Genomic DNA, 20,223 nt, shown 5'->3' on the forward strand with positions numbered 1-20,223 from the left:
CTCAGGAAGCCTTCTGCACGGCCGCGGCGACGGCCTTGACCAGGTCGACCACGCGCGGCCCCCACCGGGAGGCGACGCTGTCGTCCAGCGCGACGACGTTGCCGTCGCGCACGGCCTTCAGCGTCGACCAGCCCGGGCGCGCGGCGACGGTGGCGGGGCTCTGCTGGCAGCAGGTGGTGTCGGCCAGGAAGATCAGGTCCGGGTCGGCGGCGATCACCTTCTCCGCCGACAGCTGCGGGTAGTCGCCCGCCCCGCCGGCCGAGTCGGCCACGTCGCGCAGCCCGAACAGGCCGTAGACCTGGCCGATGAAGGTCTTGGACGTCACGGTGTAGCCGTCGGAGGACAGCTCGTGGAAGTAGCTCAGCGACTTCTTCGGCGCCTTAGACACGACGTCGGTGATCTGCGACTTCATGTCGCCGACCAGCTTGTCCGCCTCGGCGGTGTGCCCGGTCGCCTTGCCCAGCAAGGAGATCTGGTCGTAGACGCCGTCAACGGCGGTGGCCGCCGGCAGCACGAGCACCGGGATCTTGAGCTTGGTCAGGCCCGCGACCACGCCGTTGCTGTCGGCCGAGACCGCCACCAGGTCGGGCTTGTGCGCGGCGATGGCCTCGACGTTGGGCTTGGTCGAGTCGAGGTCGCTGCGCGGCGCGGAGGCCGGGTAGTCGGAGTAGGTGTCCACCGCCGTGACCTGCGGTCCGGCGCCGATGGCGAACAGGTCCTCGGTGGTCGTGGGGCTGAGCGAGACGACCCGGGTCGGCTTGGCGGGGATCGTCACGGCCTGGCCGCCGGCCGGGGTCACCGTCACCGGGAAGGCCGAGTTCGCGGCGTTGGCGCTGGTCGGAGGCTCGCTGTGGGTCGCGCAGCCGGTCAGGGCGAGCGCGGCCGCCACCACGAGGGCGGGCATTGTGCGGTTCACGACCGGACGCTATCAAGCGGGCACCGGCTGTGATTGGAATCACCGCCGATACGGCATGGTCACGAGGCGCGCATGTCGGCCGTGTGTCGGCTATGCTTCGCGAACCGAAGTTTCTGGTTGATGTCCGCGGCAATGTCGTCCGGGTAGCCCAGATCGTTACGGAGAGCGCTTCGAGATCACCCGTTTGATGGTGCCTCGACGTTTCGTGACTGTTAAGGTTTTGTCAACCACGGGCCACCGTCGTCCCGAGATGCGCAAGCAAAAGGACGACGAGGGAGGTCTCGAGTCGTGACGATCTTCTCCGCCCTTCCCGGCCCGCAGGGCCTGTACGACCCGAGCGCGGAACGGGACGCCTGCGGTGTGGCCATGGTGGCCGACATCAAGGGGCGGCGGTCGCACGGCATCGTGGTGGATGCCCTGACCGCGCTGGCCAATCTCGAGCACCGCGGGGCCGCGGGGGCCGAGCCGACCAGTGGCGACGGCGCCGGCATCCTGCTTCAGGTGCCGGACGCGCTGCTGCGCGAGGTGTTCGGGATCGCGCTGCCCAAGGCCGGCGAGTACGCCGCCGGCATCGCGTTCCTGCCGGCTGATCCCGAGGAGCGGGCCAAGGCCGTCGAGCTCATCGAGCGCATCGCCGGCCAGGAGAGCCTGGAGGTGCTGGGCTGGCGGGACGTGCCGGTCGACCCGGACGCCGCCGACGTGGGCCCGACCGCGCGCTCGGTGATGCCGCACTTCGCCATGCTGGCGGTGGCCGGACTGGCCGGGGCCGACGGCGCGCGTCCGTCCGATGTGGACCTGGACCGGCTGACCTTCTGCCTGCGCAAGCGCTCCGAGCGGGAGACCGTTGCCGCGGGCGTGGGCTCGTACTTCCCGTCGCTGTCCGCGCGCACCCTGGTGTACAAGGGCATGCTGACCACCGGCCAGCTGCCGGCGTTCTTCCCCGACCTGGTCGACGAGCGGCTCACCAGTGCCATCGCCCTGGTGCACAGCCGGTTCTCCACCAACACCTTCCCGTCATGGCCGCTGGCCCACCCGTTCCGCTACGTCGCGCACAACGGGGAGATCAACACCATCCGCGGCAACCGCAACCGCATGCGGGCCCGGGAATCCCTGCTGGCCAGCGACCTCATCCCGGGCGACCTGGCCCGGCTGTTCCCGATCATCGACGGCGAGGGCTCGGACTCGGCCTCCCTGGACGAGGTCCTGGAGCTGCTGCACCTGGGCGGCCGCTCGCTGCCGCACGCGGTGCTGATGATGATCCCGGAGGCGTGGGAGAACCACGCCACCATGGACCCCAAGCGCCGCGCCTTCTACCAGTTCCACGCCAGCCTGATGGAGCCGTGGGACGGCCCGGCCTGCGTCACCTTCACCGACGGCACGCTGGTCGGCGCGGTGCTGGACCGCAACGGCCTGCGCCCGGCCCGGTACTGGGTCACCGACGACGACCGGGTGGTGCTGGCCAGCGAGGCCGGCGTGCTCGACCTGCCGCCGCACCGCGTGGTGGCCAAGGGCCGCCTCCAGCCCGGCCGCATGTTCCTGGTGGACACCGAGGCCGGCCGCATCGTCGACGACGACGAGGTGAAGGCCCGGCTGTCGGAGAAGCAGCCCTACGACGAGTGGCTGCACGCCGGCCTGCTGGAGCTGGCCGACCTGCCCGACCGCGAGCACGTGGTGCAGAGCCACGAGTCCGTGGTGCGCCGCCAGCTCACCTTCGGCTACACCGAGGAGGAGCTGCGCATCCTGCTCGCGCCGATGGCCGAGAACGGGGCCGAGCCGATCGGCTCGATGGGCTCGGACACCCCGATCGCCGCGCTGTCCAAGCGGTCCCGGCTGCTCTACGACTACTTCGTGCAGAACTTCGCCCAGGTGACCAACCCGCCGCTGGACGCCATCCGCGAGGAGATCGTCACCTCGGTGTCCCGGGTGATGGGCCCGGAGCAGAACCTGCTCGACCCGGGGCCGGCCTCCTGTCGGCACATCGGCCTGTCCTACCCGGTCATCGACAACGACGAGCTGGCCAAGCTGATCCACGTCAACGACGACGGCAACCTGCCCGGCTTCGCCTGCACCGTCCTTTCCGGACTGTACGAAGTGGACGGTGGCGGCCGGGCGCTGGCCGACGCCATCGAGCGGGTGCGCCGCCAGGCCTCCGAGGCGATCGCCGCCGGCGCCCGCACGCTGGTGCTGTCGGACCGGGACTCCGACCACCGGATGGCCCCGATCCCGTCGCTGCTGCTGGTGTCGGCCGTGCACCACCACCTCGTCCGCACCAAGGAGCGGCTGCGCGTCGCCCTGGTGGTGGAGACCGGCGACTGCCGCGAGGTGCACCACGTGGCGCTGCTGCTGGGCTACGGCGCGGCGGCGGTCAACCCGTACCTGGCCTTCGAGACCATCGAGGACCTGATCAGCCAGAACGCGCTTGGCGGCAACATCGAGCCGCGGGTGGCCGTGCGCCGCTACGTCTCGGCGCTGGTCAAGGGCGTGCTGAAGATCATGTCCAAGATGGGCATCTCCACCGTCGGCGCGTACACCGCGGCCCAGGTCTTCGAGGCCGTCGGCATCGCCGACCCGCTGCTGGACGAGTACTTCACCGGCACCCACTCCAAGCTCGGCGGCGTCGGGCTGGACGAGCTGGCGGCCGAGGTCGCCGTCCGGCACCACCGCGCCTACCCGGACAACCCGACCGACCGCTCGCACCGGCGGCTGGAGGTCGGCGGCGAGTACGCCTACCGCCGCGAGGGCGAGCTGCACCTGTTCACCCCCGAGACCGTGTTCCTGTTGCAGCACGCCACAAAAACCCGTCGCACCGAGGTGTACAAGCAGTACGCCGACGAGGTCGAGCGGCTGGTCCGGGAGGGCGGCGGGCTGCGCGGCCTGTTCAAGTTCAGCTCCGACCGCACCCCGGTGCCGCTGGCGGAGGTCGAGCCGGTCGAGTCGATCCTCAAGCGCTTCAACACCGGCGCCATGTCGTACGGCTCGATCTCGTCCGAGGCCCACGAAACCCTGGCCATCGCCATGAACCGGCTCGGCGGCCGGTCCAACACCGGCGAGGGCGGCGAGGACCCCGAGCGCCTCTACGACCCCGAGCGCCGGTCGGCCATCAAGCAGGTCGCGAGTGGACGGTTCGGCGTGACCAGCGAGTACCTCGTGCACGCCGACGACATCCAGATCAAGATGGCCCAGGGCGCGAAGCCCGGCGAGGGCGGCCAGCTGCCCGCGCACAAGGTGTACCCGTGGATCGCGCGCACCCGGCACTCCACGCCGGGCGTGGGCCTGATCTCCCCGCCGCCGCACCACGACATCTACTCCATCGAGGACCTGGCCCAGCTGATCCACGACCTCAAGAACGCCAACGAGCAGGCCCGCATCCACGTGAAGCTGGTCTCCGAGCTCGGCGTCGGCACGGTCGCGACCGGCGTGGCCAAGGCCCACGCCGACGTGGTGCTGATCTCCGGGCACGACGGCGGCACCGGCGCCTCGCCGCTGAACTCGTTGAAGCACGCCGGAACGCCGTGGGAGATCGGCCTGGCCGAGACCCAGCAGACGTTGATGCTCAACGGGTTGCGGGACCGGATCACCGTGCAGGTGGACGGGGCCATGAAGACCGGCCGGGACGTCGTGATCGCCGCGCTGCTGGGCGCGGAGGAGTACGGCTTCGCCACCGCGCCGCTGGTCGTCGCCGGCTGCGTGATGATGCGCGTCTGCCACCTGGACACCTGCCCGGTCGGCGTCGCGACCCAGAATCCCGTGCTGCGCAAGCGTTACACCGGCAAGCCGGAGTTCGTCGAGCAGTACTTCCAGTTCGTGGCCGAGGAAGTCCGGGAACTGCTTGCGGAGCTTGGTTTCCACACCCTCGACGAGGCCATCGGCCGCGCCGAGCTGCTGGACACCGACGAGGCCGTCGAGCACTGGAAGGCCAAGGGCCTCGACCTGTCGCCGGTGTTCGAGGTGCCGACCGCGACCAACTACGGCTCGGCCCGGCGGCGGCTGCGCGGCCAGGACCACGGCCTGGAGCACGCCCTGGACCGGACGCTGATCCAGCTGGCCGAGGCCGCGCTGGAGGACGCCCACCCGGTGCGGCTGGAACTGCCGGTGCGCAACGTCAACCGCACCGTTGGCACCCTGCTCGGCTCCGAGGTGACCCGCCGCTACGGCGGCGACGGCCTGCCCGAGGACACCATCCACGTCACGCTGTCCGGTTCGGCCGGGCAGTCCCTGGGCGCGTTCGTGCCCAAGGGCGTGACGCTGGAACTGGTCGGCGACGCCAACGACTACGTCGGCAAGGGCTTGTCCGGCGGGCGGATCGTGGTGCGCCCGCACGAGGACGCCCCGTTCGCCGCCGAGCAGCAGGTCATCGCCGGCAACGTGATCGGCTACGGCGCGACCGGCGGCGAGATCTTCCTGCGCGGCCGGGTCGGCGAGCGGTTCTGCGTGCGCAACTCCGGCATGGTCGCGGTGTCCGAGGGCGTCGGCGACCACGCCTTCGAGTACATGACCGGCGGGCGGGCCGTGGTGCTCGGGCCGACCGGGCGCAACCTGGCGGCCGGCATGTCCGGCGGCATCGCCTACGTGCTCGAACTGGACCCGATGCTGGTCAACACCGACATGGTCGAGCTGATGCGACCCGACGCCGACGACCTGCGGTGGCTGCGGGAAACCGTGGAGCGCCACCACAAGCTCACCGGCTCCGCGGTGGCCGCGTCGCTGCTGGGCGACTGGCCGCGCCGCTCCGCCGGCTTCACCAAGGTGATGCCGAGCGACTACCAGCGTGTGTTGGAGGCGATGCGACTGGCCCGCGCCCAGGGCCGCGACGTCGACGAGGCGATCATGGAGGCGTCCCGTGGCTGACCCGACCGGCTTTCTCAAGTTCACCCGGGCCGAGGCGCCCAAGCGGCCGGCCGCCGAGCGGGTGCACGACTGGCACGAGGTCTACGCCGGCCAGCCCGCCGCCGAGCGGGAGCAGCAGGTGCGCACCCAGGCCAGCCGGTGCATGGACTGCGGCATCCCGTTCTGCCACTCTGGCACCGCCGGTTGCCCGCTGGGCAACCTGATCCCCGAGTGGAACGACCTGGTGCGGCGCGGGGACTGGACGCAGGCCGGGGACCGCCTGCACGCCACCAACAACTTCCCCGAGTTCACCGGGCGGCTCTGCCCGGCCCCGTGCGAGGCCGCGTGCGTGCTGTCCGGCACGCCCGAGGCCGGCGGCGCCGTCGCCATCAAGCGGGTCGAGCAGACCATCGCCGACGTGTCGTGGGAGAGCGGCCTCGTGCCGCCGCGCCAGGCCGCCGTGGCCTCGGGCAAGCGCGTCGCCGTGGTCGGCTCCGGGCCGGCCGGGCTGGCCGCCGCCCAGCAGCTGACCCGGGCCGGGCACGACGTCACCGTGTACGAGCGGGACGACCGGCTCGGCGGGCTGCTGCGCTACGGCATTCCCGAGTTCAAGATGGAGAAGAAGGTGCTGGACCGGCGGCTCGCGCAGCTGCGGGCCGAGGGCACCCGGTTCGTCACCAGCTGCGAGGTCGGCGTCGACCTGACCATCGAGCAGCTGCGGGCCGGCTACGACGCCGTGGTGCTGGCCGTCGGGGCCCTTCGGGGCCGGGACGCCGTCGACATCCCGGGCCGCTCGCTTTCCGGCGTGCACCTGGCCATGGAGCACCTGGTGCCGGCCAACCGGGCCGTCGAGGGCGACGGGCCGACCACCGTGGACGCCGCCGGCAAGCACGTCGTGATCATCGGCGGCGGCGACACCGCCGCCGACTGCCTCGGCACCGCGCACCGCCAGGGCGCCGCCTCGGTCGTGCAGCTGGATCAGTACCCGGAGCCTCCGTCCACTCAGGACTTCTCGGTGTCCCCGTGGCCGACCTGGCCGCTGCTCATCCGCAACTACCCCGCCCACGACGAGGGCGGTTCGCGGAAGTTCTCCGTTGCCGTGCAACGCTTTGTCGGCGACGGGGACGGCAACGTCCGCTCCATCGAGCTGCGCCAGGTCCGCGTCACCCGCGACGCCTCCGGCCGCCGCGTCGTCGAGCCCGTCTCCGACGAGATCGAGATCATCCCCGCCGACCTGGTCCTGCTGGCCATCGGCTTCGAGGGCGTCGAGCAGATGCCCCTGCTGGACGGCCTCGGCCTCTCGCTGTCCGGCCGCGGCACCCTCTCCGTCGACTCCGCCTGGCAGACCTCCGCCCCCGGCGTCTTCGCCTGCGGCGACGCCCACCGCGGCGCGTCCCTGGTCGTGTGGGCCATCGCCGAGGGCCGCTCGGTCGCCAACGCCGTCGACCGCTTCCTCACCGGCTCCTCGGAGCTTCCCTCGCCGGTGCAGCCCAACCTGCTGCCCCTGGCCGTGGTGTAGTTCTCTGTTCTGAAGCCCCCGCCGACACCTGGGCGGGGGCTTCAGCGTCCGCTAGACTCGTTTCGTGGCGCAACGAAACGATCGGGAGCTGGCGCGGGCGGTCATGGACCTCATCGACCAGGGGCACCGGCGGATCTCGCAGCGGCTGGACCTGACCCGGATGCGGGTGCTGGGCACGATCGCGGCGCGGCAGCCGGTGCGGCCGAGCGAGATCGCGGCCGAGCTGGGGCTGACGGCGTCGGCGACGAGCCGGCACCTGACCGCGTTGCAGCGGGCCGGGCAGATCGAGGTGGAGCCCGATCCGCACGACTCGCGGACGTTCCTGGTGCGCCAGACCGAGCAAGGCCGGGCGGAGATCGACACCACCGTGCAGGCCGGGGCGACCGTGTTCGCCGAGGTCATTGCCGACTGGTCGGACGAGGACGTGGCCACCGCGGTCGCCCTGATCACCCGCCTCAACCAGGCCTGGGCGCAGCGCGGCGACGCCGTTGCCGCGCCCCGCACCGGCGCCGGCCCGCGCTGGACCCGGGCCCGCCGGACCGACGAAGGGGGAACCTGACCATGGAGACGATCACCACGCCGAGACCCGTGCGCTGGGCGCTGGCGTTGCTGGGTCTGGTCGCCGTCAGCCACCTGGTGGTGCCGGTGGTGATCTGGGCCGACCAGGGCGACCTACGGTCCCAGATCGCCGCGCAGCATCCCGAGTTCGGCCCCGCCGAGATCGCCCGCTCCGCCGATGTCGCGGTCGTCTCCGCTGCGGTGTTCCACATCCTGCTGCTGGCGCTGTGCGCCCTGCTGTTGTGGAGATTGCCCACCGGACGGCCGTGGACCCGCCGTCTTGCCATAATCTCGCAATTGCTGTCGGTGGTGTTCAGCGCGGTGTCTTGGTCGTCATCGCCGATGTTTCACGCGGTCATCCCAGTCATCGGCGTCGCGCAGATCCTGCTGGTCATCCTGCTGCTGGCCCCGCAATCGGCCCGAGCGTTCTTCGCCAAGCGGCCGTGACCATATCGATGCGCATTCTTCACTTCGGGCGCGTGGCGATCGGGTGAATTCAGCTCGAATGTTGTCCGTCTTTTCCGGTACGCCGGGCGGCGCACCGGAAAAGACGGGACGGGCTAGCGGCCTCTGGCCCGGCTGGCGGCGTGGGTCGCGGCCCCGCCGCCGACCAGAAGGATCACCGTGGCCAGCGCCCAACGGCGCTGTTTCGTGCGTTCCTCGTGATCCGACGCGGCCACCGGCTTGACCGCCGGCGCCGACCAGGGCTTGGTGGTCGTCGGCACGACTACCGGCCGTTGCGGGGGCGGCGGCGGAGGCGCCACAACGGGAGCCGGCGAGGGTGACGGCGGTGGCGGCGCCGGGCTCGCGGGCGGGGGTGGTGGCGGCGGTGTGGTGGTGGTCGTCGTCGGGGGCGGCGGTGGTGGTGGCGGGGGAGGCGGGGGCGGTTTCGGCATGCCGAGGCAGCCCGCGGCGTCCGAGGTGCCGACCGGCGCCGCGGACGCCAGTTCCCGCGCCGAGCCACCCCGGGGGATGGCGAACAGCCGGCTGCGGTGACCGTCGTTGTTGTCGAGGACGTACAGCGTGCGGGACGAGTCGATCACCGCCGACCCGTAGCCGGTGCCGTGCGGCAGGCCGGCCGGCGTGGCCACGGTGCGCACGGCGCCGCTGCCCGGATCGACGCTCACCACGACCGGCGGGCCGTGCATGGAGCTCACCCCGTAGAGCAGCCCGTCGACCGGGTCGACGGCGAAGTCGTCCAGGCCGTCGGCCTCGGGCCGCATCCGCACCACCCGTGTCACGCTGAGGTACGTCTTGCTCGACGGGGTGATGTCGATGGTGAACAGCCGGTCGTCCAGCCGGACCACCAGCGCGCCGCCCACCACCGCGCCGGCGGTGGCCAGCATGAGGTCGTCACGCGGCACGCCGTGCGGGTAGCCGAGATCGGTCACTCCGCCCGATCGGGTGATGCGCAGGAGATGACCGTGGTGGCCGATGCCGTACACCAGATCCTGTGACGGGTCGTAACCGAGCGCGTTCATCTCGCCGACCGAGCCGGCGAGCACCGTCTCCGCCCCACCCGGCAGGTCGACCCTCGAAAGAGTGGTTCCGCCGCCGTGCTCACCCGTACGGACCAGGATCGCCTCACACACGGTGGGTGTTACCGCGTCCGATCGGGGAGAAAAGAGCGCCGTTATCGCTAGAACGGGTAATAGAGCCCCCGTCATGCGGAGAATCCTGATCACGCGGCACCGATTTCCTGTTTCAGCGAGTTGGCGGATACGGTCCCCACGGTAACGGTGCTTGAATCTCTTGTCAGCACATAGGAGAGTGAATGGACATCTACCTGCAAGGGCTGGTCTGGGTGCTCGGCGTGGCCATTGTCGCCGGCGCGCTCACCGTGCTGATACACCGACTTACCTCCGGTGATGGGAGGTCTTCGAACAACGAGTCGGCCGGCAACGTCTTCGTGATTGTCGGCGGCCTGCAGGCGGTGTTGGTCGCGTTCGTGCTGATCTCGCTGTTCGACGCGGTCAACTCGGCCCAGGACAACGCCCAGCAGGAGGCCAACAGCCTGGTCGCGGTCACCTGGGCCGCCGACTCGTTCCCCGAGGCCACCCGGGCGCAGGTGCACGACCTGGCCCGCAAGTACGCCACCACCGTGCGCGACCAGGAGTGGCCGCAGATGCAGGCCGGCGACGCCGTCACCGGCCCCGGCGCGCAGTACCTGTCGCAGATCCACGACGCCATCGACCAGGCCGCCGACAACGGCGACGACTGGCTCAAGGACCGCAAGACCGAGGCGGCCAACCAGCTCTGGCAGGTCTACCAGTTCCGGCAGGACCGGCTGGACGCCGCCGACGGCAGCGGGGTCAACGCGGTGACCTGGTTCGCCATGATCGCCGGCAGCGTCCTGTCCATGATCTTCACCTACCTGTTCGGCGGACCCAAGCTGATCGCCCACGTCATCATCGTCGGCGTGCTGGCCGCGACCATGACGCTGCTGCTGTTCGCCATCTACCAGCTCCAGGACCCGTTCAACGGCGGGGCCAACGTCGGCCCCGACGCCTTCGACTCGGCGCTGGCCAGGCTCACCTGAGCAGGCCCAGCAGCTCCTCCGCCACCTCGAGCGCGTGATCGGTCTCCGGGGCGATGTAGCACAGCTCCACGAACGCCTCCGCGAGACCGATCTCCTCGTGCACCGCCAGCGTCGCCTCGGCGATCTCCTTGGCCTCCACGCCCTTCGCCGGGTTGACCCGCAGCACCACCTCGATCGACGACGGGTCGCGGCCGGCGTCCTCGGCGGCCTGGCGGATCGCCGCCAGCGGGGGCTTGAGGTACTCCGCCTTCAGCATGCCCGGCAGCATGCCCGCCGCCAGCCAGCCGTCCGCGCGGCGGCCGATCCGGGCCAGCGCCGCCGGCGCGAAGCCGCCCAGCTGCACCGGCGGACGCTCGGCCGGCCGGTGGCCGATCTCGCTCGGCGGGATCTTCCACTGTGGACCGTCGTGCTCGACCACCTCGTGCGTCCAGGCCTTGTCCAGCACGTCCAGGATCTCGTCCAGCCGCCGGCCGCGCTCGGCGAACGGCACGCCCACCGCCTCGAACTCGTCCGGCGACCAGCCGATGCCGAAGCCCGCCACCAACCGGCCGCCCGAGGCCCGGTCGATCGAGGTGAGGGTGCGGGCCAGCGGCAGCGGCGAGTAGAACGGCGCGTTCAGCACGTTCGTGCCCAGCCGGACCCGGTTGGTCACGCTCGCGGCCAGCGTCAGCGCCGTGAACGGGTCGAACACCGCGCCGAACTCCGGCGGGAACGGGCCCGGCCCGGTCATGCCGTAGCCGACCGTCGGCTCCAGCGGCCGCATCAGCCGGTCGCCCACCCACAGCGCGTCCGCGCCCAGTTCCTCCGCCTGCGCCGCGAACCTCGTGATGTCCGCCGGCCGGTTCGTCACCGGGCCGTACTGGGGCAGGGTGAAGCCGATCCGCATGTGATTTCTCCTTGTCCGTCCTGGTGATGCTCAGTCTGCGGCCTGTCTTCGCCCTGTCCACGATCTGTCCGCGCCCCACACCCTTTCGGGCATGGCGGATCCTCTCGCCCACAACCCGGGTCACCCTTATGGACAACTCGGTGGACAAACCAGGGGGGTGAAATCTACCGTGGCCCGGTGACGGCGGAGCGTGAGTACCTCGGCAGCCATCCATGGCTGACCTTCGACTACCGCATCGACTTCGACGTGAAAGACCAGCTCTGGGCCCGTTTGGGCGAGGCTTTCGCGCAGTGCCAACACCTCACCGGCACCCCGCTCACGCCCGCCGTGGCCGAGGAGCTCGGGGCCGTCTACCTGGCCAAGGGAGCGATGGCCACCACCGCCATCGAGGGCAACACCCTGTCCGAACAGGAGGTCGCCGAGATCATCTCCGGCGGCCGCACCCTGCCGCCGTCGCGGCGCTACCTCCAGCAGGAGGTGGAGAACGTCGTCGCCGCGCTGCGGGCCGTCGACGACAACAGCCGGCACGGCGGCACCGCCATCACCGTCGACTGGATCAAGCGGCAGAACCGCCAGATGCTGGCCGACCTGGAGACCGACGACCACGTCCAGCCGGGCGAGTTCACCACCACCGGCCTCGTCGTCGGCACCTACCGGGGCGCTCCGCCGCGGGACGTGCCGTACCTGATGGACCGTCTCGTGGACTGGATCGCCCGCCTCACCGACGGCAACGACCAGCAGCCGGCGACCGTGCGCTTCTTCGGGGCGTTCCTGGCCGCCACGCTCAGCCACCTGTACCTGGCGTGGATCCATCCCTTCGGCGACGGCAACGGCCGGACCGCCCGGCTGCTGGAGTGCGCCATCCTGACCAACAGCGGCCTCGTGCCGTGGGTTTCCGCGAACCTGTTGTCCGACCACTACAACCGGACCCGGTCCGAGTACTACCGCCGCCTGTCCAACGCCTCCCGCCACGGCGACGTCACCGGCTTCCTCGGCTACGCCGCCCAGGGCTTCGTCGACCAGCTGCGGGAACAGATCGAACTCGTGCAGCGCCACCAGCTCCGGGTCTCGTGGATCAACTTCGTGCACGAGCGCTTCCGTTGCCTGCCCAACACCGAAGCCACCGCCCGCCAGCGCACCCTCCTGCTCTCCCTGCCCGACGGCCCCACCCCCCTCAACGCCGTCCGCCGCCTCACCCCCGAACTCGCCGAGCAGTTCGCCGGCCGCAGCGACAAGACCGTCACCCGCGACATCAACCGCCTCCAGTCCCTCGGCCTCGCCGTCGTCGACCGCCGCACCATCGCACCGGCCATCCACCTCATGGCCGCCTTCATCCCCGGCCGCGCCACCACCCCGCCCGACGATCGGGGCTAGGCGTCCGCTGTCCGGTGTGGACTCGCCCGCTCGACTCCGGCTTGTCGGGGGTGGGTCGTATCGTCTGCCCGTGACGTTCACGGGCTTCGGCGAGCACGCCATCGACTTCTTCGACGGCCTGGAGGCCGACAACTCCAAGGTGTACTGGGACGGCAACAAGCACCTGTACCAGGGGGATGTGCGGGCGCCGATGGAGGCGCTGCTGGCGGAGCTGGAGCCGGAGTTCGGAGGGCTGGGGGAGCCCAAGGTGTTCCGGCCGTACCGGGATGTGCGGTTCTCCAAGGAGAAGACGCCGTACAAGACGCACTGCGGGGGCGTGATCGAGCAGGGGCGGGGCGGCGGGGCCTACTACGTGCAGGTCGGTCCCGATGGCCTGATGGTCGGCGGCGGCTGCTTCCACCTGGAGGCCGACCAACTGGCCCGGTTCCGGGCCGCCATCGACGACTCCCGCCGCGGCGAGGCGCTGGTGAAGATCGTCGCCAAGCTGGCCAAGGCCGGCTTCGTGATCAGGGGTGAGCAGCTCAAGACCAAGCCCCGCGGCTACGAGCTCGACCACCCCCGCATCGACCTGCTGCGCCACAAGTCCCTCTACGCCTCCTTCACCTGGGAGCCCGACGACGTCCTGCACGAACGCGGCTCCTTCGACCGCGTCCGCAAGGCCTGGCGCCAGCTCCGCCCCTTCAACGAGTGGGCCGCCGACCACGTCGGCGTCAGCGAACGCCCGGCCCGCTGACGGCGGACCTCAGCCCTTGAAGAACGCGGTGAGTTCGGCGGCGAGGGTCTCGGGCGGAAGGTCGTGGAAGCCGCCCTCGCGCTGGACGTGCCGGCCGTCGGGCAGCGCGGACGCGGTGGCGGCGGCGGACTCCTGGAGCCACGGGGCGGAGCCGGTGCTGCTGAGGACGAGCGCGGGGACGGTGACGCGGGCGAGGTGGTCGGGCAGGCGGTAGCCGGCCATGATCGCGTTGTCGTGCCCGAGGGTGTGGGCCAGGGCGACCAGGTTCGGCCAGAACGGGTCCGCCTTCATCCGGTCCACGACCTCCCGGGGCTGGCCGACGCCGTTGACCATGAAGTGGGCGACGGCCTCGTCGAAGCGGCCGGCCTCGGTGAGGCGGGCGAGGGTCGGCCCGTACGAGCCGTGGATCTGCGGATGCTCGGGGAGCCGGTACGGGGGCTCGGTGCCGGCGACCCGCTCGACGGGCAGGCCGGAGCCGGCGGCGAGCAGGGCCAGGGCGGCGCCGGAGGACATGCCGTAGACGAAGGAGCCGCCGACGGCGTCGAGCACGGCGGCGAGGTCCTCCAGCTCCCGCTCCACCGCGTAGGGCGGGGTGATGGTGCTGTCGCCCCGGCCGCGCCGGTCGTAGGCGACGACCTCGAACTCGGGGGCGAGGGCCTCGGCCAGGGGCGTGAAGGACCGTCGGGTCATGAAGGCGCCGCCGACGAGCACGAGCGCCGGGCCCCGCCCGCTCCGCTCGTACGCGATCGAGGCGCCGTCCTTGGAGGTGAGTGTCTGCATGCCCATACGTCGAACCTCCGGCCCGGAATGCGACAACGTGGATCCACGCTAGACTCGAACACCCGTTCTAAGCCGGCGTGTCGTGGGACCGGGTCGGCGGGCTGTCTGTGGCAGACTCCGCCCCTAGTCCACGCCCGCCCCGACGAGAGGAAATACCGGCCATGGGCCAGAAGGTTGTGCTGTTCTCCGACCTGAGCGGCAAGATCGTCGAGGACGGCGAGCTGGTGAAGATCGTCGTCACCCAGCATCCGGCGCTGCTGGACGGCCCGGTGGAGATCGAGGCGGCGCCGTCCGAGCTGTCGGCCATCGACGACAAGGGCATCGAGGTCGTCAGCTTCGAGGTGCACACCCCGGGCGAGCCGCCCCGCACCGTGGTGCTGCCGCTGGCCGAGTTCGACAAGCTGGCCACCGACGACCCGATGGACGTGGTGCTCAAGGCGGCCAAGAAGTCCTACGCCAAGCCGGCCCGGGCCAAGGCCACCGGCGAGCCCAAGATCAACTACGGCAGCCTGGAGCACGCCGGCAAGCCGCACCGCGGCAAGGTCAACGACACCGAGAAGCAGATCATCCGGGACCATCTCGACCAGGTGAACGCGCGCCTGGCCGCCGAGGACCTGCGCCTGATCGACCTGTCCGACCCCGAGATCGTCGCCCGCTACGGCCTGGAGGAGCTCGCCGCCGAGCGCGCCGGCGCCGCCCAGCCGGCCCCGGCGACTGTCGCCGCGCAGGACGAGACGGCGGCTTTGGTGAACGAGGAGTGATGAAGGCGTGACCGTGCGCTGAAGAAATGTGGGTTGCGGGGCCGTTTCTAGGGAGTTGCCCAACATTACCGCCGGGTAGTTCGGGATCGGTCCAGTAGGACGGTCTAAGCTGCTGGAACGTGAGCCGACGAGCGAAGATCGTCTGTACCCTCGGGCCAGCGACGTCCACCCCGGAGAAGATGCGCGACCTGGTCGCGGCGGGCATGGACGTGGCCCGGATGAACTTCAGCCACGGCAGCCACGCCGACCACAAGCAGGTGTACGACCTGGTGCGGACCACCGCCGCCGAGTCGGGCCGCGCGGTCGGCATCCTGGCTGACCTGCAGGGCCCCAAGATCCGCCTGGGCACGTTCGCGGGCGGCCCTGTGGAGTGGCGGACGGGCGACGTCGTGCGGGTCACCGTCGACGACGTCGCCGGCACCCATGACCGGGTGTCCACCACGTACAAGAACCTGGCCAAGGACGCCAAGGTCGGAGACCGCCTCCTGGTCGACGACGGCAAGGTGGGCCTGGTGGTCACCGCCGTCGAGGGCCAGGACGTGGTCTGCGAGGTCACCGAGGGCGGCCCGGTCAGCAACAACAAGGGCCTGTCGCTGCCCGGCATGGACGTGTCCGTGCCGGCCATGTCCGAGAAGGACATCGAGGACCTGGAGTTCGCCCTCAGCCTGGGCGTGGACTTCATCGCCCTGTCCTTCGTCCGCTCCCCGGCCGACATCGACCTGGTGCACCAGGTGATGGACCGGGTGGGCAAGGGCCGGCTGCCGGTGATCGCCAAGATCGAGAAGCCGGAGGCCGTCGACAACCTCGAGGCCATCGTGCTGGCCTTCGACGGCGTCATGGTGGCCCGCGGCGACCTGGGCGTGGAGCTGCCGCTGGAGCAGGTGCCGCTGGTCCAGAAGCGCGCCATCCAGATCTCCCGGGAGAACGCCAAGCCGGTCATCGTGGCCACCCAGATGCTGGACTCGATGATCACCAACTCCCGGCCGACCCGGGCCGAGGCCTCCGACGTGGCCAACGCGGTGCTGGACGGCGCGGACGCGCTGATGCTGTCCGGCGAGACCAGCGTGGGCCGCTACGCCATCGAGTCCGTGGAGACGATGGCGAAGATCATCGTGGCGGTGGAGAGCGAGTCCACCGTGGTGCCGCCGCTGACCCACGTGCCGCGCACCAAGCGGGGCGTCATCTCCTACGCGGCCCGCGACATCGGCGAGCGCCTCAACGCCAAGGCCTTGGTCGCCTTCACCCAGTCCGGTGACACGGTGCGCCGCCTGGCCCGGCTGCACACCCACCTCCCGCTGCTGGCCTTCACGCCCGAGCCGGACGTGCTCAGTCAGCTTGCTCTCACCTGGGGCACGGAGACCTTCCTGGTGCCTAAGGTGGACTCCACCGACCAGATGGTTCGCCAGGTCGACATCTCGATGCTGTCGATCGGCCGCTACCAGCCGGGTGACCTCGTGGTCATCGTGGCCGGCTCGCCGCCCGGCACCGTAGGGTCGACCAACCTCATCCGGGTGCACCGGCTGGGGGAGGACGATCACGCCTAGGAGTGACCATTGACTGAAGCGGCTCGCGCCGCGGCGGCCGACCCCGGAGCGACCCAAGCTCCGGGGTCGGTGCCGTTGACGCTCGACGGGGTGCCGCACGGGCAGCCGGTGCTCGACCGCCTGGTCGCGCTGCTGGACCTGGAGCGCATCGAGGAGAACATCTTCCGCGGCGTCAGCCCGGCCGACTCCCCGGTCCGCGTGTTCGGCGGCCAGGTCGCCGGCCAGGCGCTGGTGGCGGCCGGTCGCACGGTGCCGAGCGACCGCAAGGTGCACTCGCTGCACGCCTACTTCATCCGGCCCGGCGACCCGCGCATCCCGATCGTCTACGAGGTGGACCGCATCCGCGACGGTCGCTCGTTCACCACCCGCCGGGTGGTCGGGGTGCAGCACGGCAAGGCGATCTTCTCGCTGTCGGCCTCGTTCCAGCTGGTCGAGCCGGGCATGGAGCACGCGGAGCCGATGCCGGTGGTGCCGGACCCGGAGACGCTGCCCACCTTCGGCGAGCGGCTGGCCCAGCTCGGCCCGGACCGGGAGAAGCTGGGCCGGGACCGGCAGCGGCCGATCGACCTGCGCTACGTCTCCGAGCCGCCGTGGATCACCCGTGAGAGCGGCCCGCACGAGGCCCGCAACCAGGTGTGGATGCGGGCCGACGGCAAGCTGCCGGACGACGACCTGCTGCACGTGTGCGTGCTGGCCTACGCCTCGGACATGACGCTGCTGGACTCCGTCCTGTCCCGGCACGGCGTCTACTGGGGCACCGACAAGGTGCTCGGCGCCAGCCTGGACCACGCGATGTGGTTCCACCGCCCGTTCCGGGCCGACGAGTGGTTCCTGTACGACTGCGAGTCGCCCAGCGCATCCAACGCCCGTGGCCTGGCCACCGGCCGCTTCTTCACCCGCGACGGCCTCCTGGTCGCCACCGTCGTCCAGGAAGGCCTCCTCCGAGTCCTGCCCTGAAACCCGGCGAGTCCCGCCCACAGCCATACCGAACTGATGAAACCGTTTCATCAGTTCGGTATGTCGCTGAGCGGGGGTCAGTTGATGCCGGCGAGGAGGAAGTAGGCGAGGGAGCCGAGGCCGGCGATCATGCAGTACAGGGCGAACGGCTTGAGGGTCTTGGTCTCGAAGTAGGAGGCCAGGAAGCGGGCCGCGACATAGGCGGCGACGCCGGCGACGAGGCTGCCGACCAGGGCCGGGCCGAGCGAGCCGGCGACGGCCGGCTTGAACAGCTCGGGCATCTTGTACACGCCTGCGCCGAGGATGACCGGGGTGGCCAGCAGGAAGGCGAACCGGGCGGCGTCGGTGTGCTTGAGGCCGCGGGTCAGGCCGGCCACGATGGTGATGCCGGAGCGGCTGATGCCGGGCAGCAGGGCCAGCGCCTGGGCGCCGCCGACCAGCACGGCTTCCTTCCAGCTGAGCTTGGACAGCCGTCGCTCGGACGCCTCGTCGGCGGACAGCGGCTCGGCGGTGATGGCGTGCAGCGGCGCGGTGTCGCCGGAGGAGAACGCGGCGTTGGGAATGACCATTGTCTGGTCCGGCGAACCCGGGATGTCCTCGGCCACGCGGCGACGGTGCTGCAACCGCTCGACGGCCAGCAGCACGAGGCCGTTCAACGCCAGGAAGATCGCGGTCGGCACGGGTTTGCCGAGCACGCTGCGGACCAGGTGGTCCAGCGCGATGCCGGCGATGCCGACGGGGATGGTGCCGACCACCAGCAGCCAGCCCAGCCGCTGCTCGGAGTTCTCGATCTTCCGTGTGACGATGGACGTCCACAGGCCGCGGACGATGCGCACCCAATCCCGCCAGTAGAAGATCAGCAGCGCGATGGCGGTGGCCACGTGCATGGCCACCAGCACCGCCAGGTACGGCGTCTCGTCGCCGCTCAGGCTCAGGTCCTTGGCCCACTGCCCGCCGGCCAGCGCCGGTAGCAGCACGCTGTGTCCCAGGCTGGAGACCGGGAAGAGCTCGCTCACCCCCTGGAGCAGCCCGACGGCGATGGCCTCGACGTAGCTCAGGTCCGACATCAAATGCCTTCCGGGGGTGACAGCGGGGTCCTGCGGCACGGTAGGGGGTGCCGTGCTGAGTTCGGTGAACCCTAGTTGAACACCAGGTGTTTCGGACCTATGGGGTTGCGCATTACCCCTTGATTCCCACGCCCCCGTAGCCCGGCGGCAGCTCGGCCGGCACCTCCTGGTCGGCGTCCGGCCGCCACTGGTGCACCAGGGCCACGCCCGGCTCCAGCAGGTCGAATCCGTCGAAGAGGGCCTCGACCTGGGGCCTGGTCCGCAGCACGACCGGATTGGTGGTGTTCTGGTAGACGGCCGTGAAGTCGGCCAGCATGCCGGTCCGGTCGGCCGGGTCCTCGGCCCCGATGTGGGACAGGATCAGGTGGCTGCCGGCCGGCACGGCCTCCCGGTAGCCGGCGACGATCTCGGCCGGCCGGCTGCTGTCCGGCACGAAGTGCAGCACGGAGGCCATGATCAGGCCGACCGGCTCGGAGAAGTCGATCAGGTCGCGCACCTCGCGGCGGCCCAGCACGGCGTCCACGTCGCGCATGTCGGCCTGCACCACGGTGGCCAGCGGATTGCTGCGCAGGATGGCTTTGCTGTGCGCGACGGCGACCGGGTCGATGTCCACGTACACCACACGGGTCGTCGGATCCCGGCGCTGCGCGACCTCGTGCACGTTGCCCACGGTCGGGATGCCCGAGCCGAGGTCGAGCAGCTGCCGGATGCCGGAGTCGACCAGCAGCCGCACCGCGCGCCGCAGGAAGTCGCGGTTCCCCCGGGCGCCCTGGATCGTGTACGGCATCGCGGCGATGGCCCGCTCGGCGGCGTCCCGGTCGACCTCGAAGTTGTGCGTGCCGCCCAGGTAGTAGTCGTACATCCGGGCGGGACTCGGCTTGGTGACGTCCATGGTCGCCGGCACCCAGTCAGGCAGCTCCATGCCGGCGAACCCTAGTGTCAGGCGGCCTGACCCGTCGAGGTCCAGGCGACCACCAGCTCGTCCTTGGTCCCGAAGCGGACCAGGTGGCGCTCGACCACGTCGGCCAGCCGGGTCAGGGACTCGGCGTCGCCGGCGGTGACGGTGATGCGCAGGCCGTCGGGCTGGGCGTGCAGCAGGGCGGTGCCGAGGTCGAAGTGCAGCTCGCCCTCGTGCTCGGTCCACACGGTCTGGATCTTGTGGCCGAAGTGCTTGCACAGCTGCACCAGGTAGCGGGAGGGCCGATCGGTCGCGACCAGCGCCTGCGTCGTGAATGATGAGCCTGTCATATAATGAGGCTAGGTCAGTATCAGGGGCGCGGCAACGGGAGGCTCACGTGACCGATGCCACCACCGGTCGACTGGCGGATGCCTTGATGCACGTGGCAAAGCGCATCCGCGGCTGCTGGATGCAGCAGCTGGCCCCGCTCGGCCTGACCCCCGGCCAGGGCCGGGCCCTGGGCGTGGTCGCGCGGGCCGGCGACGGCATCCGGATGGCCGACCTGGCCGGCCGGCTGGACATCGTGCCCCGCTCGGCCACCTCGGTCGTGGACGGGCTGGAGGAGCAGGGCCTGGTGCTGCGCCGGCCCGACCCCGGCGACCGGCGCTCCATGCTGGTCAGCCTGACCGAGGCCGGCCGGCTGCTGGTCAGCCGGATCGACGAGGCCAAGCGGGGCGCGGCCGAGGAGATGTTCGGCACGCTGGACCCGGCCGAACGCGAGCAGCTGCTGGCCGTGCTGCTGCGGCTGGACACGTCAGGGAAGCGTGCCAGATCGATTTAGCCGCCCCGGCTGGAAACTGAGCG

General features: G+C 70.9%; 18 protein-coding genes. 11 read left to right on the top strand and 7 right to left on the bottom strand.

The window, feature by feature from the left end; genetic code table 11:
- Window position 1: 1 nt before the first annotated feature.
- A complete protein-coding gene (locus ACIG5F_RS30475; RefSeq protein WP_396523344.1) occupies window positions 2–916 on the bottom strand; it encodes an ABC transporter substrate-binding protein in 915 nt (304 codons plus the stop codon).
- A gap of 288 nt (window positions 917–1,204) precedes the next feature.
- Here ACIG5F_RS30475 and gltB point away from each other — a divergent pair, with 288 nt between their 5' ends.
- From gltB to ACIG5F_RS30495, 4 genes are all read left to right on the top strand, one after another.
- Window positions 1,205–5,764, top strand: coding sequence for a glutamate synthase large subunit (gene gltB, locus ACIG5F_RS30480; protein ID WP_396523345.1), 4,560 nt, complete (start codon window positions 1,205–1,207; stop codon window positions 5,762–5,764).
- A complete protein-coding gene (locus tag ACIG5F_RS30485; RefSeq protein ID WP_396523346.1) occupies window positions 5,757–7,262 on the top strand; it encodes a glutamate synthase subunit beta in 1,506 nt (501 codons plus the stop codon). The genes gltB and ACIG5F_RS30485 overlap by 8 nt, the downstream gene beginning before the upstream one ends.
- Before the next feature lie 64 nt (window positions 7,263–7,326).
- A complete protein-coding gene (locus ACIG5F_RS30490; RefSeq protein WP_396523347.1) occupies window positions 7,327–7,821 on the top strand; it encodes a MarR family winged helix-turn-helix transcriptional regulator in 495 nt (164 codons plus the stop codon).
- A gap of 2 nt (window positions 7,822–7,823) precedes the next feature.
- The gene (locus ACIG5F_RS30495) at window positions 7,824–8,267 is read left to right on the top strand and encodes a hypothetical protein (protein WP_396523348.1); all 444 of its coding nucleotides are present in this window, start codon (window positions 7,824–7,826) and stop codon (window positions 8,265–8,267) included.
- Window positions 8,268–8,380: 113 nt separating this feature from the next.
- Here ACIG5F_RS30495 and ACIG5F_RS30500 read toward each other — a convergent pair whose 3' ends face one another.
- Window positions 8,381–9,412, bottom strand: a complete 1,032-nt coding sequence (locus ACIG5F_RS30500; RefSeq protein ID WP_396523349.1) for a DUF6923 family protein — start codon at window positions 9,410–9,412, stop codon at window positions 8,381–8,383.
- Between the two features lie 182 nt (window positions 9,413–9,594).
- Here ACIG5F_RS30500 and ACIG5F_RS30505 point away from each other — a divergent pair, with 182 nt between their 5' ends.
- Window positions 9,595–10,359 (top strand): hypothetical protein, encoded by a 765-nt coding sequence (locus ACIG5F_RS30505; protein ID WP_396523350.1) that lies wholly within the window; start codon window positions 9,595–9,597, stop codon window positions 10,357–10,359.
- Here ACIG5F_RS30505 and ACIG5F_RS30510 read toward each other — a convergent pair.
- Entirely contained in the window at window positions 10,352–11,245 is an 894-nt protein-coding gene (locus ACIG5F_RS30510) for a TIGR03619 family F420-dependent LLM class oxidoreductase (protein WP_396523351.1), read from the bottom strand. The two genes, ACIG5F_RS30505 and ACIG5F_RS30510, sit on opposite strands and share 8 nt — an antisense overlap.
- A gap of 177 nt (window positions 11,246–11,422) precedes the next feature.
- Between ACIG5F_RS30510 and ACIG5F_RS30515 the strand changes: the two genes are divergently transcribed.
- Entirely contained in the window at window positions 11,423–12,619 is a 1,197-nt protein-coding gene (locus ACIG5F_RS30515) for a Fic family protein (RefSeq protein WP_396523352.1), read from the top strand.
- A 70-nt stretch (window positions 12,620–12,689) separates the two neighbouring features.
- On the top strand, window positions 12,690–13,352 hold the full coding sequence (locus ACIG5F_RS30520; protein ID WP_396523353.1) for a DUF2461 domain-containing protein: 663 nt from the start codon (window positions 12,690–12,692) through the stop codon (window positions 13,350–13,352).
- A 9-nt stretch (window positions 13,353–13,361) separates the two neighbouring features.
- On the opposite strand, the gene ACIG5F_RS30525 is transcribed toward ACIG5F_RS30520, so the two are convergent.
- On the bottom strand, window positions 13,362–14,138 hold the full coding sequence (locus ACIG5F_RS30525) for an alpha/beta fold hydrolase (protein WP_396523354.1): 777 nt from the start codon (window positions 14,136–14,138) through the stop codon (window positions 13,362–13,364).
- 155 nt (window positions 14,139–14,293) lie between these two features.
- Here ACIG5F_RS30525 and ACIG5F_RS30530 point away from each other — a divergent pair, with 155 nt between their 5' ends.
- The 3 genes from ACIG5F_RS30530 (at window position 14,294) to tesB (ending at window position 17,394) form a co-directional block, all read left to right on the top strand.
- Window positions 14,294–14,893: a hypothetical protein gene (locus tag ACIG5F_RS30530; RefSeq protein WP_396523355.1), complete on the top strand. Its 600-nt coding sequence runs from the start codon at window positions 14,294–14,296 to the stop codon at window positions 14,891–14,893.
- A gap of 119 nt (window positions 14,894–15,012) precedes the next feature.
- Window positions 15,013–16,437 (top strand): pyruvate kinase, encoded by a 1,425-nt coding sequence (gene pyk, locus ACIG5F_RS30535; protein WP_396523356.1) that lies wholly within the window; start codon window positions 15,013–15,015, stop codon window positions 16,435–16,437.
- A gap of 9 nt (window positions 16,438–16,446) precedes the next feature.
- Entirely contained in the window at window positions 16,447–17,394 is a 948-nt protein-coding gene (tesB, locus tag ACIG5F_RS30540; RefSeq protein ID WP_396523357.1) for an acyl-CoA thioesterase II, read from the top strand.
- Window positions 17,395–17,471: 77 nt separating this feature from the next.
- Here tesB and ACIG5F_RS30545 read toward each other — a convergent pair whose 3' ends face one another.
- From ACIG5F_RS30545 to ACIG5F_RS30555, 3 genes are all read right to left on the bottom strand, one after another.
- The gene (locus ACIG5F_RS30545) at window positions 17,472–18,461 is read right to left on the bottom strand and encodes an undecaprenyl-diphosphate phosphatase (RefSeq protein ID WP_396523358.1); all 990 of its coding nucleotides are present in this window, start codon (window positions 18,459–18,461) and stop codon (window positions 17,472–17,474) included.
- A gap of 112 nt (window positions 18,462–18,573) precedes the next feature.
- On the bottom strand, window positions 18,574–19,383 hold the full coding sequence (locus tag ACIG5F_RS30550; RefSeq protein WP_396523359.1) for an SAM-dependent methyltransferase: 810 nt from the start codon (window positions 19,381–19,383) through the stop codon (window positions 18,574–18,576).
- 17 nt (window positions 19,384–19,400) lie between these two features.
- Window positions 19,401–19,709 (bottom strand): DUF2218 domain-containing protein, encoded by a 309-nt coding sequence (locus tag ACIG5F_RS30555; protein WP_396523360.1) that lies wholly within the window; start codon window positions 19,707–19,709, stop codon window positions 19,401–19,403.
- A 47-nt stretch (window positions 19,710–19,756) separates the two neighbouring features.
- Between ACIG5F_RS30555 and ACIG5F_RS30560 the strand changes: the two genes are divergently transcribed.
- On the top strand, window positions 19,757–20,200 hold the full coding sequence (locus ACIG5F_RS30560; protein ID WP_396523361.1) for a MarR family winged helix-turn-helix transcriptional regulator: 444 nt from the start codon (window positions 19,757–19,759) through the stop codon (window positions 20,198–20,200).
- Window positions 20,201–20,223 lie beyond the last annotated feature (23 nt).

The organism is Kutzneria sp. NPDC052558, assembly GCF_044547355.1.
GTDB lineage: Bacteria > Actinomycetota > Actinomycetes > Mycobacteriales > Pseudonocardiaceae > Kutzneria.

What these genes read in the sequence shown, in the direction of transcription:
- ACIG5F_RS30495 (WP_396523348.1), top strand. Translation starts at nt 7,824, where the DNA reads ATGGAGACGATCACCACGCCGAGACCCGTGCGCTGGGCGCTGGCGTTG.
- ACIG5F_RS30505 (WP_396523350.1), top strand. Translation starts at nt 9,595, where the DNA reads ATGGACATCTACCTGCAAGGGCTGGTCTGGGTGCTCGGCGTGGCCATT.
- ACIG5F_RS30510 (WP_396523351.1), bottom strand. Translation starts at nt 11,245, where the DNA reads ATGCGGATCGGCTTCACCCTGCCCCAGTACGGCCCGGTGACGAACCGG.
- ACIG5F_RS30525 (WP_396523354.1), bottom strand. Translation starts at nt 14,138, where the DNA reads ATGGGCATGCAGACACTCACCTCCAAGGACGGCGCCTCGATCGCGTAC.
- ACIG5F_RS30530 (WP_396523355.1), top strand. Translation starts at nt 14,294, where the DNA reads ATGGGCCAGAAGGTTGTGCTGTTCTCCGACCTGAGCGGCAAGATCGTC.
- ACIG5F_RS30545 (WP_396523358.1), bottom strand. Translation starts at nt 18,461, where the DNA reads ATGTCGGACCTGAGCTACGTCGAGGCCATCGCCGTCGGGCTGCTCCAG.
- ACIG5F_RS30550 (WP_396523359.1), bottom strand. Translation starts at nt 19,383, where the DNA reads ATGGAGCTGCCTGACTGGGTGCCGGCGACCATGGACGTCACCAAGCCG.
- ACIG5F_RS30555 (WP_396523360.1), bottom strand. Translation starts at nt 19,709, where the DNA reads ATGACAGGCTCATCATTCACGACGCAGGCGCTGGTCGCGACCGATCGG.